Origin of the sequence: Streptomyces sp. NBC_00038 (assembly GCF_026343635.1) — a bacterium.
Taxonomy (GTDB): domain Bacteria; phylum Actinomycetota; class Actinomycetes; order Streptomycetales; family Streptomycetaceae; genus Streptomyces.
The window spans coordinates 4,894,043-4,907,389 of sequence record NZ_JAPELQ010000001.1; the positions used below are offsets into that span (position 1 = coordinate 4,894,043).

Genomic DNA, 13,347 nt, shown 5'->3' on the forward strand with positions numbered 1-13,347 from the left:
GACATAAGGTCTACACCACGTAAGTGGACTAGACCTCTTCCGGGTCAACGGGCCACACTGTCCCTCGTGAGACATGTCATCGCCCTCGATGTGGGCGGCACCGGGATGAAGGCCGCCCTCGTCGGCGCCGACGGCGAGCTCCTCCATCAGGCGCGCCGGGCGACCGGGCGCGAGCGCGGGCCCGACGCCGTCGTCGAGGGCATCCTCGACTTCGCGGCCGAGCTGCGCGCGTACGGCGAGCAGCACCTCGGCGAGGGAGCCTCGGCCGCCGGTGTCGCCGTCCCCGGCATCGTCGACGCCGACCGCGGCATCGCCGTGTACTCGGCCAACCTCGGCTGGCGCGACGTACCGATGCGCGAACTGCTCGGCGCCCGGCTCGGCGGAGTGCCGGTGGCGCTCGGGCACGACGTGCGCACCGGCGGCCTCGCGGAGGGCCGGATCGGCGCGGGGCGGGGAGCGGACCGTTTCCTCTTCGTGCCGCTCGGCACGGGGATCGCGGGCGCGATCGGCATCGGCGGCCGTGTGGAGACGGGCGCGCACGGCTTCGCGGGCGAGATCGGTCACATCGTCGTACGGCCCGGGGGCGCCCCGTGTCCGTGCGGCCAGCGCGGCTGTCTGGAGCGGTACGCGTCCGCCTCGGCCGTCAGCAAGGCATGGGCCGCGGCCTCCGGGGAACCGGAGGCGGACGCGGCGGACTGCGCGAAGGCGGTCGAGTCCGGGGACGAGCGGGCCGTACGGGTCTGGCAGGACGCCCTCGACGCGCTCGCCGACGGACTCGTCACGGCGCTCACCCTGCTGGACCCCCGCACGCTGATCATCGGTGGCGGTCTGGCCGAGGCCGGGGAAACCTTGTTCACACCACTGCGGGCCGCGGTCGAACGCCGCGTCACCTTCCAGAAGCTGCCGTCCCTCGTCCCCGCGGCCCTCGGGGACACCGCCGGGTGCCTGGGCGCCGGGCTGCTGGCCTGGGATCTCCTGACCACCACCGCTACCACCCCCTCGGAGGTAACCACCTGATGGCCACTAGCAAGGTTTTCGCCGGTGCACAGGTGGTACTGCCCACCGGGACCGTGGACGGCGGCCGCGTGATCGTCGACGGCACGCGGATCGCCGGGAGCGCTCCCGCAGACGCGCGGACGGTCGACCTGACGGGCCACTGGCTGGTCCCGGGCTTCATCGACATCCACAACCACGGCGGCGGCGGCGCGTCCTTCACCTCGGGCACGGTCGAGGACGTCCTCAAGGGCATCCACACCCACCGCCTGCACGGCACGACCACCACCGTCGCCTCCACCGTCACCGGCGACATGGACGGCCTCGCCCAGCGCGCCGGGCTCCTCTCCGAACTGGCCGAGCAGGGCGACATCGCGGGCATCCACTTCGAGGGCCCGTTCATCTCGCCGTGCCGCAAGGGCGCGCACTCCGAGGAACTGCTGCGCGACCCCGACCCGGCGGAGGTCCGCAAGCTGATCGACGCGGCCCGGGGCCAGGCGCGCATGGTCACCCTCGCCACCGAACTGCCGGGCGGCATCGACTCCGTACGCCTGCTGGCCGAGCACGGGGTGATCGCAGCGATCGGGCACACCGACGCGACGTACGAGCAGACGGTCGAGGCCATCGAGGCGGGCGCGACCGTGGCGACGCACCTGTTCAACGCGATGCCGGCGCTCGGCCACCGCGCGCCGGGCCCGATCGCGGCGCTGCTGGAGGACGAGCGGATCACGGTCGAGCTGATCAACGACGGTACGCACCTCCACCACGCCTCCCTGGAGCTGGCGTTCCATCACGCGGGCGCAGGGCGGGTCGCGTTCATCACGGACGCCATGGACGCGGCGGGCTTCGGCGACGGCCGCTACATGCTCGGCCCGCTGGAGGTCGAGGTCTCGGACGGCGTCGCGCGCCTGGTGGAGGGCGGCTCGATCGCGGGCTCCACACTCACCCTCGACCGCGCCTTCAAACGCGCGGTCACGATCGACGGGCTGCCGGTCGAGGACGTCGTGGCGGCACTCTCCGCCAACCCCGCCCGCCTCCTGGGCATCTACGACAAGGTGGGCTCCCTGGAGCCGGGCAAGGACGCGGACCTGGTGATCCTCGACTCCGCCTTCGAGCTCAAGGGCGTGATGCGCAGGGGCGAATGGGTGGTGGATCCCCAACTGGGCTGATTCGCACCCTTGTTGACAGCAGATCGACAGCATTGCGGCGTACGGCGGTCGGCCCGTGGGACTGGGCCGACCGCCGTCGCGTTTGGCATGATCGAGCCTCCGGAACAACCGGCAAGCGCATTCCCCGCGTCTGCTTGCTGATTCTCTTCGAGGGAGGCCGACGTGCTCCTCACCGTCACGCTGAACACCGCCCTCGACCTCACCTATCACGTACGGTCCCTGCGCCCGCACACCTCGCACCGGGTCACCGAGGTGACCGAACGCCCCGGCGGCAAGGGCCTGAACGTGGCCCGGGTGCTCGCCGCCCTCGGCCACGAGGTGACGGCCACGGGCTTCACGGGCGGCGCGACGGGCCGCGCCGTGCAGGACCAACTCGCGCACACACCAGGAGTGGTGGACGCGCTGATACCGACCCAGGGCTCAACGCGCCGCACGATAGCCGTGGTCGACACGACCACAGGTGACACGACTCAGCTCAACGAACCCGGACCGGCGATCACACCCGCCGAGTGGTCGGCCTTCCAGGAGGCGTACGAGGATCTGCTGCGCTCCGCCTCGGCGGTGGCCCTGTGCGGCAGCCTGCCGCCGGGGGTGCCGGTGGGCGCGTACGCCCAACTGGTCCGCACCGCCCGCGCGTCGGCGGTCCCCGTCCTCCTGGACACCAGCGGCGAGCCGCTGCGCCGCGCGGTCGCCGCCCGCCCCGACATCATCAAGCCCAACTCCGACGAGCTCGCCGAACTCACCGGCTCCCACGATCCGTTGCAGGCCACCCGCGCCGCCCGCCGCCGCGGCGCCCACACCGTCGTGGCCTCCCTGGGCACCGAAGGCCTCCTCGCGGAGAACCCGGAGGGCCGCTGGCGGGCCACCCCGCCGCACCGCGTCCGCGGCAACCCGACGGGCGCCGGCGACGCGGCGGTCGCGGGCCTGCTGTCGGGACTGGTCGACGGCCTCCACTGGCCGGGCCGCCTGGCCCGTGCCGTGGCCCTCTCGGCGGCGGCCGTACTGGCCCCCGTGGCGGGCGAGTTCGACCGCCGGACGTACGAGGAGCTGCTCGACCAGGTCGCGGTCACGCGGGACGCGAGCGCGGCCTAGCAGCCACCTTCGCTAGTCCTTGACCTGGCCTGCCTTCAGCTGCAGCTGGTCCAGCAGGACGTTGCAACTGTCGCCGTTCTGGCAGGAGATGGAGATCGTATTGGTGCCCTTGGTGAGGGTGGGCCAGGAGTAGGTCCTCGTCCAGCCCTTCGCGAAGTCACCCTCTGGGGCCTCGGCGTAGTTCTTCAGGTTGAGCTTGCTGCCGAAATCCTTGCCATTGATGGTGAGCGTCATCTGCTGATCGCTGCCGGGCACGCTGTAGCGCGTGAAGATGGTGTAGACACCGTCCTCGGGAATGCCGTTGACGGTCCAAGTGACCTGGGCGCCGACCTGGTTGAGGCCCGTCACATAGACACCGCCGTCGGACCGCGCGCCCTCGACGTCGGTCGCCGTGGTCACGCCGGTGCCGAGGTTCAGCGCCTTCGCGTCGATCGTGGGCAGCTCGACCGTGGCCGGCTCGCTGGCCGTCTCGCTCGGCGAGGAACTCTGGGAGGTCGAGGGCGTCGAACTCGCCCCGCCTGCGGCGTCCTTGTCGTCGTCGCCCGAGTCGCTGCTCAGCATGGCGATGCTGATGCCGATGACGACGGCGGCGACCACGGCGATCGCGCCGATGAGAAGGCCCCTGGTGTTCGGCCCGTTCGATCCACGGCCGCGCCCGCCGCCGTCACCGACCGGTGCGTGCCGGGTCGTGGGCGCGCCTCCGGGGACGGTCTCGGGTGCGGCGTAGTTCGCGTTCGGCTGGCCGTAGGCGGCCTGCTGCGGCACCTGCTGTCCGTAGGCAGGGGGCTGGCCGAAAGCCTGCGGCTGACCGTACTGCGCGGTCGGGGCCTGGCCGTACGCGGCCTGCCCGCCCTGCTGCGGTCCGTTGCGGCGCTCGCCGACCGCACGCACCCTGTTGACCGAGCCCGGGTAACCGTAGCCGCCGCCCCCGCTGGGCGGGGTGGCTCCGTTGGCCTGGCCATCCTCGTAGAGATAGCCGAACGGGTCATCGTCCTCGGGCGTGCTCGCGCCGTTGTTGCCGGGCGTCATCCCTTGGTCTCCTAGCGGGTGCGGTACAGATGCGGACGGTGCAGATTCATGCATGGATGAATGGCGAGCCTACCCGGTCTCGCTGGGCCAAACAGGTGTCCTTCGCCGCATCAACCCACTGACCTGCGACTTATCCGGCACGCCGATGTGCTTTGGGACGAGACCGTTTCTCGATGTACATCCGTTCGTCGGCGGACTTCAGTACCTCGTCCGCCGTCATACCGCAGTGTGCCCACCCGATGCCGAAGCTGGCGCCCACCCGGACGGCCCGGCCGTCGACCCTGATGGGAGGGATGATCGCGTTCCGCAGCCGTACGGCGAGGTCCTGCGCGTCGGCCCGGCCGAGCCCGTCGGCGAGCACCACGAACTCGTCACCGCCGAGCCGGGCGACCGTGTCACCGTCCCGGACGACGTTGGTCAGCCGGCGCGCGACCTCGATGAGAACCTCGTCACCCGCGTTGTGCCCGAACCGGTCGTTGATCGACTTGAAGCCGTCGAGGTCGCAGAAGAGCACCGCGAGCCCCTTGGTGCCGTCGTCCGTCTCGCCCTCGGGCGCGATGGTGTGCACATGGTGGTCGAAGGCGTCGTACGCCTCGGAACTGGGCCACGGGTCGAAGCTGTGCCCGTTCCCGTCGTAGCCGCCCTGGCCGCCGTTCCCGTTGCCGTTCCCGTCGTACGAGCCGTGCTCGCCGCCCGGCAGCTCCGCATACTGCTGGGGCCCGTGCCCGTACGCCGCGTCCAGCGACTCGATCGCGCCCGGCGGGAGGGCCTGCGGGCGCTGACAGAGGCGGGAGCTGAGCCGGGAGCGCAGCTCGGCGGAGTTCGGCAGGCCGGTGAGGGAGTCGTGGGAGGCGCGGTGGGCGAGCTGGACCTCGCGGCGCTTGCGTTCCTCTATGTCCTCGACGTGCGTGAGTAGAAACCGGGGGCCGTCGGCGGCGTCGGCCACGACGGAGTTGCGCAGGGACACCCAGACGTAGGTGTTGTCGCGGCGGCAGAGTCTCAGCTCCGCGCGACCGCCCTCCGCCGAGGTCCGCAGCAGGGTGCCGATGTCCTCGGGGTGGACCAGGTCGGAGAAGGAGTAGCGGCGCATCGCGGAGGCGGGGCGCAGGAGCAGGCGGCAGAGCGCGTCGTTGGTGCGCAGGATCCGCCCGTGCTGGTCGCCGCCCATCTCGGCGATGGCCATGCCCGAGGGTGCGTACTCGAAGGCCTGCCGGAAGCTCTCCTCGCTGGCCCGCAGCGCCTGCTGCTCACGCTCCAGCCGGACAAGTGCACGCTGCATATTCGCTCGTAGACGCGCGTTGCTGATGGCGATGGCGCCCTGGAACGCGTACATCTGGAGCGCCTCGCGCCCCCACGCGCCGGGCCGCCGTCCGTTGCGCGGCCGGTCCACGGACAGGACGCCGATCAGTTCGCCGCAGCTGCTGCTGCCGGAGACGCCAGGCGTGTACATCGGTGCGAAGAGGCGGTCTGCGGGGTGCCACTCGTCCTCGAAGCGGGGCGCGGGACCGTCGGTGTACCACTGCGGTACGTCGTCGTCGTCGAGGACCCAGCCCTCGGTGTGCGGTATGAACCGCAGGTCGCCCCAGGCCTCGCCCATGTTCAGCCGGCGGTCCCAGGAGGCGCGGGAGCCGACGCGGCCGGTGATGAGGGCCTCGGCGGCGGAGTTGCCGGCGAGCGCGGCGACCACGAGGTCGCCGTCCGGGCGTACGAGGTTGACACACGCAAGCTCGTAGCCGAGGCCGGTGACCACTCCGTCGGCGACCGTCTGCAGCGTGTCCGCCAGGCTCCGCGCGGTGTTCATGTCCGCCATCACCGTGTGCAGCTGCCGCAGGGTCGCAAGACGGACGTAGGGCTCCGACTCGGTCTCCATTCGCCCTCCCCTCGAGACCTCGCAGCAACTCCAGGGTTCTCTTCGGCGTACCTGGTTCTCTTCTGTCTACCGGTTGGTAGCTTCTTGCGTAGCTTCCCAGTCACTGAATCACAGCGCGCTGCTCACTCGGTACACAGGGTCAACAAAATATGGCTCCTGTGACTCAAGTCACAGCGTAACGTGAACAATTGAGTGGGGTTTCTGCAGTTTCTCCGTGCGCCTATTGAGCGCATATTAGGGAGCTGTGCAAGCACTGTGAGCGATTGTGTCCGATGCGGGTGAGCGGCCGGTCCACAGTCGTTCCGCATTCGCTACGTCCCGGGTCCTAGGACCCGGTTCGGGCGGGGGACCGATGTGCGGCCCCGGGACCGGAGACTAGCGTTTCGGCGTGCTCAACACTCCCCCTCTCGCTCCCCCCGCCACTCCACCCACCTCACCCGTGCATGCTGAGGGGGTGAGCAACGACGAGTTCCGCGCCGCCATGTCCCGGCTGGCCGCGGGCGTGGTCCTGGTGACCGCGCACGAGCCCGCGCTCGACCCGGACGGACCGGGCGGCGAGGACATCGGCATGACGGCGACGGCCTTCATGTCCGTCTCCCTCGACCCGCCCCTCGTCATGGTCAGCCTGCGCGACGGCTCCCGCATGGACGACCTGCTCGCCGAACAGCCCCTGTGGGCCGTCTCCGTGCTCTCCGAGAGCCAGCGCCACATCGCGGGCCGCTTCGCCATGAAGGGCCGCATCAGCGACCGCCTCCTCTTCGAGGACATCCCGTACGTACGCGGAGAGGCGTCCGGCGCACTGCTGGTGGGCGGCTCCCTGGCGACCCTGGAGGTCCGCACGGAGCAGCGGGTGCCCGCCGGGGACCACACCCTCGTCATCGGCCGCGTACTGACGGCGGGGCTGCCGAGCGAGGACGGGGGCCCGCTGACGTACTTCAAGGGCAGGTACCGGCAGTTGGGCTGAGACGTCTGCCTGTCGAGGGCCGCTACAGCTCGACCGAGACGTCGACCCCTGCCAGTTGCTCCGGGTCGTTGAGGATGTCGATGAAGGCGATCCTGCGGCGTACGACGGTGAAGGCCAGGACGGCGATGAGCCGCCCTTCCGACACCACCACGAAACCCGCGGCCCCGTTGACGAGGGCGGGCCGCGCCAGCCGGGCCAGATGCGCGAAGGCGCTCGCCCCCGAGGCCACGGCGATCGCGCCGACCGTCACGCCGCCGGCGCCACCGGCACCGCCCCGCGCCACCACATCCGGGTCGAGGACCGCGACGAGCGCGTCGAAGTCGCCCTCGCGGGCCGCCGCCAGGAAGGCGTCGACGACCTCCCGCTGCCGGGCGAGGTCGGGATCCGGCGCGGGCGCCCCGCCCTGGACCCGGCGCCGGGCCCGGCTGGCGAGCTGCCGGGACGCCGTCGCCGTACGGCCCACGATCGGCGCGATCTCCTCGTAGGGCACGGCGAACAGGTCGTGCAGCACGAACGCGAGCCGCTCCGCGGGAGTCAGCGTCTCCAGTACGACGAGCAGCGCGAGGCCCACCGAGTCGGCGAGCAGCGCCTCCTGCTCGGGGTCGATCCCGCTGACGGGGCTGAGCAACGGCTCCGGCATCCGCACCGCCGGCCCGGGGTCCTCCAGCGGCTCCTCACCCCGGGTCCTGCGCGAGCGCAGCATGTCCAGGCACACCCGCCCCACGACGGTCGTCAGCCACCCGCCCAGATTCTCGACCCGCCCGGAATCGGCCCGGCTGAGCTTGATCCAGGCCTCCTGGACAGCGTCGTCGGCCTCCGCGAGCGAGCCGAGCATGCGGTAGGCGACGGCACGGAGGTGGCTGCGGTGGGATTCGAACCGGGCGGCGAGAAATTCGCTGTCGCCGTCGATGCCGACGTTGCTGTCGCTCATGGGTCACATCTCCTCGTGGGGTCCGTCAGTGGTCTGACGGACCGGAGGCTGCAGATGTGACAGGAGCCAGTGGGCGCCCCTAACCCCAGTCGCGCCCGTTGCGCCCGCGCTTGGTGTCGGAGCGCTGCTTCTTCTCGCGGAGCCGGCGTTCGTTGATCCCGCGGGGGATACGGGTGGCCCGGCGGGGCTTGGGCGGCGGCGCGGACGCCTCGGCGAGGAGGGAGGCAAGCCGTACGGCGGCGGTCTCCCGGTTGCGCCACTGCGAGCGGTGCTCGGAGGCGCGCACGCTGATGACCCCGTCGACGAGCCGCCCGGCGAGCCTGTCGAGGGCGCGCTCCTTCCAGACGGGCGGCAGCGCGTTGGTCTTCGCGAGATCGAACCCGAGTTCCACCTGTGTGTCGCTCGTGTTGACGTGCTGGCCACCGGGCCCGCCGGAGCGCGAGAAACGCCACATGAGCTCGGCCTCCGGGAGGGAGACGGAGCCGCGAATGACGTAAGGACCGGACATGAGGTACATGGTCGCTCGGATGTCCGGTCCACGTCACCCGCTTTTCAGCGACTCCTCGCCTCCTAGGTAAAGAAAGTAAAGAGGGCAGGAACCTTCGGTACCCCTCGTGGCGTTCTTAGGGGTAGCTGTAGCTTCGTGCCCGTACGAAGCCCAAACGTACGAGCACTGTGCGCGTACGCAACGAGGGAAGGGACTCCCAACAATGGCTGTAAGCCTGTCCAAGGGTGGCAACGTCTCGCTCACCAAGGAGGCTCCGGGCCTGACCGCCGTCACCGTGGGCCTCGGCTGGGACGTCCGCTCCACCACGGGCACCGACTTCGACCTCGACGCCTCCGCGATCGCGGTCAACCCCGAGGGCAAGGTCTACTCGGACGCCCACTTCATCTTCTTCAACAACAAGCAGACCCCGGACCAGACCATCGTCCACACCGGCGACAACCGCACGGGTGAGGGCGCCGGCGACGACGAGGCGATCAACGTCAACCTGGCGGGTCTCCCCGCCGACATCGACAAGATCGTCTTCCCGGTCTCCATCTACGACGCGGAGACCCGCTCGCAGAACTTCGGCCAGGTCCGCAACGCCTACATCCGCATCGTCAACCAGGCCGGCGGCACCGAAATCGCCCGCTACGACCTGTCGGAAGACGCCGCCACCGAGACCGCCATGGTCTTCGGCGAGCTCTACCGCAACGGCGCCGAGTGGAAGTTCCGCGCCGTCGGCCAGGGCTACGCGTCGGGCCTGGTGGGCATCGCCCAGGACTTCGGCGTGAACGTCTGACGTTCGCTGCGGCACACCAGAGTGGTCAACGGCCGCCCGACCGGGGAGAGTTCTCCGGCCGGGCGGCCGTGCCGTTCAGCCGGACACGCCATAATCTGCCTCGCGTGATCCTCGAACCCCTGGCCCTGGCGGACCTGGCCTTGGCGGACAGCGCTCTGCGCTCCGAACTCACCGCCCTCCACGCCTCCAACCGCGACTTCCACGCCCTCAGCGGCGACTTTCCCGATCCCGACGACATCCGCCCGGAGCAGGTTGCCGCCGCGCTGGGCGAGGAGTTGGCGAACCCGGACGTGGAGGTTCTGCTGGCCCGTGACAGTGCCGGAGGGCGGCTCGTCGGGGTTGTGATCACCCTCGCGCTCCATCCTGATCCGGCGGATCCCGATCCCTGGATCGGGCTGCTTCTCGTGGATGCGGGCGAGCAACGTCGGGGATATGGGCGGGAGTTGGCGGGGATCGTCGAGGAGCGGTTCCGGGGTGCGGGGCGGGTCGGAGTGCGGCTTGCCGTTCTCGACAGCAATCCCAAGGGGCTCGCCTTCTGGACCGCGCTCGGGTACGAGGTCATCGGGCGGCGTGAGGATCTGCGACTCCGGCGCCCCTGTGCGGTGTTGCGCAAGGCGCTGCGGACCCCGCGCGCGGCGGCACGCGTCGCCGTTCTCGATCCGGACGGCTCGGTCTTCCTCTTCCAGTACGACAACGACGAGGTGGGCCTCCACTGGGCCACGCCCGGCGGTGGACTCGAACCCGGGGAGAGCCCGCGGGAGGGCGCCCTGCGGGAGCTGCACGAGGAGACCGGGTGGACCGACCTGGAGCCGGGGGCCCTGCTGTGCACGTGGGAACACGACTTCACCCGGGCCGGGATTCCCGTGCGCCAGAACGATCACATCTACGTGGCACGCGGACCGCGTCGCGAGCCCGTCGGCGACCATCTCGACGTCTCGCACGCCGAGGAGGGAATCCTCGGCTATCGCTGGTGGACCCCGCAAGAGCTGGCCGCCTCGCCCGAGCCCATCTGGCCACCCCAACTACCCTCGCTGCTCGTCGAGTTGGACGATGCCGCGACGTCCGACTGAGGGGGCGGTCACGGATTCGCCGGCTTCCCCTCCCCGTACAGCCAGTCCTTCCAGATCCCATCGAAGTCCTCGTCCGGCGCGGACTTCTCCACGTACGCCGTGAAGTCGGCGGTGTCCGCGTTGCCGTGGTGGTGGGCGGTGGCCCAGCCCTGGAGGATGTCGTAGAAGGTGTCGTCGCCGACGGTCTGCCGGATCTTGTGGAGGACCATCGCGCCGCGTTCGTAGACGGGGCTGTCGGAGATGTGTGCCGCGCTGGAGGGCTTGGCAGGCGGGAAGGACCAGACGGCCTCGTCGAGGTCCGGGTCGTCGTAGTAGTCGCCCCTGTAGAGGGAGTTGAAGGTCTCCTCGGCCGTGTCGCCGTCGTGGTCCTCCTGCCACAGCCACTCCGCGTACGTGGCGAAGCCCTCGTTGAGCCACATGTCCCGCCAGGTCTTGGGGGTGACGGAGTCGCCGTACCACTGGTGGGCCAGTTCGTGGACGAGGAGCTCGGTGTCGGGGGCGCCGGGGAAGACCGGGCGGGTCTGGGTCTCCAGGGCGTAGTCCGCGTCGTCCTGGCGGTCGACGATCGCGCCCGTCGAGGAGAAGGGGTACGGGCCGAAGTTGTACTCCTCCCACTCCATGATCTCGGGGATGCTCGCAAGCACCTTCTTGCTCGCCGCGGACTGCGTCGGGTCGACGGCGACGATCACGGGCAGGCCGTTCTTCGTCGTGGTCCGGGTGATGTCGTACGTGCCGATCGCGACCGTCGCCACATAGCTCGCCATCGGTTCGGCGCTGTGCCAGGTGAAGGTGGCGCGGCCGTTCCGCGTCGTCTCGTCCTTCAACTCGCCGTTGGAGACGGCCTGCAGGCCCTCGGGGACGGTGACCTCGATGTCGTACGACGCCTTGTCGGAGGGGTGGTGGTTGCCGGGGAACCATGTCATCGAGCCGGTGGGTTCGCCGAGGGCGAGGGCGCCGTCGGCCGTGCGCAGCCAGCCCTCCTCCGAGCCGTCGGGGTCGGTGAGCGTTTCCGGAGTGCCGGAGTAGCGGACCGTCGTGCGGAAGGTCTCGCCCTTGTCGAGGTCGTCGTGCGGGCGCACGGTCAGCTCGTGGCCCGCGCGGTTCCAGCGGGCGTCGGCATGCTCTCCCTCGCTTTCGGCGATTCCGGCGCCTCCGACTCCTCCGACGGTGACCTCGTCGACGTCCAGGCCCTGCAGGTCGAGGTTGAAGGCGCTCAGGTCCTGGGTGGCCTTCGCCGTGATCTCCGCCGTCCCGTCCAGGCGCTTGGTGCCCGGGTCGTAGGAGAGGGTCAGGTCGTAGTGCGTGACGTCGTAGCCGCCGTTGCCCAGCTTCGGGAAGTACGGGTCGCTCACGCCGGAGGCGCCGGGCTTGCCCTGCACGCCCCCGCTGCACGCGGTGAGCGCCAGGGCGATGGCCAGGGCAAAGGGGGTGGCGGGGGAGGATCGGGGCACGTCCGAGATCCTACGAGGGCGTGACACCATCACCTACGTGCTCGACATCGGCTACGCCCTCTCCAACCGCTTCCCCGACCCCCCGCAGACCGACTACCGGCGTGCGGACGTCCACGCGCTGCGGCACGACCTGTTCTGCGGGGACGTCTATCTCGCGGATGCCAAGGCGGACCGGGAGTTGTCCACAGCCTGGGGATGGGTGCCGGTGCTGGACTTCGCGTGGGCCTTGTGCGACATCGTGGAGCAGCTGGACCGGGATCCGGCCGGTAGCCGGGCCTCGCGGCCGCAGCGGGCGGAGCTCGACTTCACCGAGTCGACGGATCGGATGCTGTTCGAGCGGCGGTTCGGGTGGGTGGATGTCGAGGCCGACTGGATGCGGGTCGAGGAGGCGCCGCTCACCTTCTCTCACGCCGAGCTTCGGCGTGAGGCGCGGGACTTTCTCCACGACCTGATCGCCGACCTCGTCGACCTTCACGAAGGGCTTCGTGAGAATCCGGCGGTGTGGACGTTGGAGGCTCGGTTTCCTCGGGTGCCGTGAGGTGACGGCGGGGAGTTTTTTCGCCCCCTCCGCCCCTACCCGTCCCGTACCTGGGGGCTCCGCCCCCAGACCCCCGATCGCCCGAAGGGCTCGTCCTCAAACGCCGGACGGGCTAAAGACATTCAGCCCCTCCGGCGTTTGAGGAGCGGGGTCTGGGGCGGAGCCCCAGGAACAAGGGACGGGTAGGGGCGGAGGGGGCGAAAAAACCACCCCCTACTCCACCCGCACCCCCATCTCCGCCGCCAACACCCCCGCCAAATCCACCAGTTGCGCCGGACTGATCACCGCCCCCGCCAACCGATCCACCCCCCGCGCGATCGCGAACTCGACAGCCCCCCGCAGGTCGACGTCCGTCAGCGTCACCCCCGTGAGATCCACCCCCTTCACCACACAGTCCACAAACTCCACCCGCTCCAGCCGCGCACCCCCGAAGTCCGGCTCCACCAGCACGCACCCCTGGAAAACGACGTCCTTGAGGCGGGCCTTGCGCAGGTTCAGGTAGTCGATCTTGCCGCCGCGCACGAGGACCCGCTCCAGGACGGACCCGTGGAGCTGCACCCCGCCCAACCGGGCGTCGACCAGCTCGACATCACGCAGCGTCGACTCGGCGAGATCGGTGCCCACGCCCCGTATGCCCGTCAGAACCGAGTCCAGGAAGCGCGCGTGATGCAGCCGCGTCTCGTCAAGGGCGCACCCGGTCAGCGCGCAGTCCATGAACCGCGCGCCCCCGCCGTCCTGCCCGACGAAGTCCACGTCCCGGAACTCGAGACCGTCGTAGTCCCCGTCGGGCTCAAGACCCGCACCGCCGTACGGCTCCAGGGGCGGCAACCGCAGCTCCGGCCGCCGCGCCCCTTTGACCGGTTTCTTCGCGTCGCCCGCCGCTTTCCGCACCATGCCCCCATGGTGCACCCCACCACTGACAACAGCCCTGACCTGCAAGTACCTGCCAGTTCA

13 protein-coding genes are annotated in these 13,347 nt (G+C 70.4%); 7 read left to right on the plus strand and 6 right to left on the minus strand.

What is annotated here, in order from left to right:
* Positions 1–66 precede the first annotated feature (66 nt).
* The 3 genes from OG219_RS21990 to OG219_RS22000 all read left to right on the plus strand — a co-directional run bounded on the left by OG219_RS21990 (position 67) and on the right by OG219_RS22000 (position 3,254).
* Entirely contained in the window at positions 67–1,017 is a 951-nt protein-coding gene (locus tag OG219_RS21990; RefSeq protein WP_266829037.1) for an ROK family protein, read from the plus strand.
* Positions 1,017–2,162: an N-acetylglucosamine-6-phosphate deacetylase gene (nagA, locus tag OG219_RS21995; RefSeq protein WP_266829039.1), complete on the plus strand. Its 1,146-nt coding sequence runs from the start codon at positions 1,017–1,019 to the stop codon at positions 2,160–2,162. The genes OG219_RS21990 and nagA overlap by 1 nt, the downstream gene beginning before the upstream one ends.
* Positions 2,163–2,324: 162 nt before the next feature.
* Positions 2,325–3,254: a 1-phosphofructokinase family hexose kinase gene (locus OG219_RS22000; RefSeq protein ID WP_266829041.1), complete on the plus strand. Its 930-nt coding sequence runs from the start codon at positions 2,325–2,327 to the stop codon at positions 3,252–3,254.
* 12 nt (positions 3,255–3,266) lie between these two features.
* Here the strand turns inward: OG219_RS22000 and OG219_RS22005 are convergent, their stop codons facing one another.
* Complete coding sequence (locus OG219_RS22005) at positions 3,267–4,283, minus strand: carbohydrate-binding protein (RefSeq protein ID WP_266829043.1); 1,017 nt, start codon at positions 4,281–4,283, stop codon at positions 3,267–3,269.
* A gap of 130 nt (positions 4,284–4,413) precedes the next feature.
* Positions 4,414–6,153: a diguanylate cyclase CdgB gene (gene cdgB / locus OG219_RS22010; RefSeq protein ID WP_266829045.1), complete on the minus strand. Its 1,740-nt coding sequence runs from the start codon at positions 6,151–6,153 to the stop codon at positions 4,414–4,416.
* Between the two features lie 388 nt (positions 6,154–6,541).
* On the opposite strand from cdgB, the gene OG219_RS22015 reads away from it, so the two are divergent.
* On the plus strand, positions 6,542–7,117 hold the full coding sequence (locus tag OG219_RS22015; protein WP_266829047.1) for a flavin reductase family protein: 576 nt from the start codon (positions 6,542–6,544) through the stop codon (positions 7,115–7,117).
* Between the two features lie 22 nt (positions 7,118–7,139).
* Here OG219_RS22015 and OG219_RS22020 read toward each other — a convergent pair whose 3' ends face one another.
* Complete coding sequence (locus tag OG219_RS22020) at positions 7,140–8,048, minus strand: sigma-70 family RNA polymerase sigma factor (protein ID WP_266829049.1); 909 nt, start codon at positions 8,046–8,048, stop codon at positions 7,140–7,142.
* A gap of 79 nt (positions 8,049–8,127) precedes the next feature.
* Entirely contained in the window at positions 8,128–8,556 is a 429-nt protein-coding gene (gene arfB, locus OG219_RS22025; protein ID WP_266459488.1) for an alternative ribosome rescue aminoacyl-tRNA hydrolase ArfB, read from the minus strand.
* 202 nt (positions 8,557–8,758) lie between these two features.
* Here arfB and OG219_RS22030 point away from each other — a divergent pair, with 202 nt between their 5' ends.
* Together OG219_RS22030 and OG219_RS22035 are read left to right on the plus strand one after the other, a co-directional pair.
* A complete protein-coding gene (locus OG219_RS22030) occupies positions 8,759–9,334 on the plus strand; it encodes a TerD family protein (RefSeq protein WP_266829051.1) in 576 nt (191 codons plus the stop codon).
* Positions 9,335–9,438: 104 nt separating this feature from the next.
* Positions 9,439–10,404, plus strand: a complete 966-nt coding sequence (locus tag OG219_RS22035) for a bifunctional GNAT family N-acetyltransferase/NUDIX hydrolase (RefSeq protein WP_266829053.1) — start codon at positions 9,439–9,441, stop codon at positions 10,402–10,404.
* 8 nt (positions 10,405–10,412) lie between these two features.
* On the opposite strand, the gene OG219_RS22040 is transcribed toward OG219_RS22035, so the two are convergent.
* Entirely contained in the window at positions 10,413–11,855 is a 1,443-nt protein-coding gene (locus OG219_RS22040) for a M1 family metallopeptidase (RefSeq protein ID WP_266829055.1), read from the minus strand.
* Between the two features lie 37 nt (positions 11,856–11,892).
* Here OG219_RS22040 and OG219_RS22045 point away from each other — a divergent pair, with 37 nt between their 5' ends.
* Positions 11,893–12,393 carry a hypothetical protein gene (locus OG219_RS22045; protein WP_266829057.1) on the plus strand — a complete coding sequence of 167 codons (501 nt, stop codon included), beginning with the start codon at positions 11,893–11,895 and terminating at the stop codon, positions 12,391–12,393.
* A gap of 213 nt (positions 12,394–12,606) precedes the next feature.
* Here the strand turns inward: OG219_RS22045 and OG219_RS22050 are convergent, their stop codons facing one another.
* A complete protein-coding gene (locus OG219_RS22050) occupies positions 12,607–13,287 on the minus strand; it encodes a pentapeptide repeat-containing protein (protein ID WP_266829058.1) in 681 nt (226 codons plus the stop codon).
* Between the last annotated feature and the right edge of the window lie 60 nt (positions 13,288–13,347).

What these genes read in the sequence shown, in the direction of transcription:
- nagA (WP_266829039.1), top strand. Translation starts at nt 1,017, where the DNA reads ATGGCCACTAGCAAGGTTTTCGCCGGTGCACAGGTGGTACTGCCCACC.
- OG219_RS22005 (WP_266829043.1), bottom strand. Translation starts at nt 4,283, where the DNA reads ATGACGCCCGGCAACAACGGCGCGAGCACGCCCGAGGACGATGACCCG.
- cdgB (WP_266829045.1), bottom strand. Translation starts at nt 6,153, where the DNA reads ATGGAGACCGAGTCGGAGCCCTACGTCCGTCTTGCGACCCTGCGGCAG.
- OG219_RS22020 (WP_266829049.1), bottom strand. Translation starts at nt 8,048, where the DNA reads ATGAGCGACAGCAACGTCGGCATCGACGGCGACAGCGAATTTCTCGCC.
- arfB (WP_266459488.1), bottom strand. Translation starts at nt 8,556, where the DNA reads ATGTCCGGTCCTTACGTCATTCGCGGCTCCGTCTCCCTCCCGGAGGCC.
- OG219_RS22030 (WP_266829051.1), top strand. Translation starts at nt 8,759, where the DNA reads ATGGCTGTAAGCCTGTCCAAGGGTGGCAACGTCTCGCTCACCAAGGAG.
- OG219_RS22050 (WP_266829058.1), bottom strand. Translation starts at nt 13,287, where the DNA reads ATGGTGCGGAAAGCGGCGGGCGACGCGAAGAAACCGGTCAAAGGGGCG.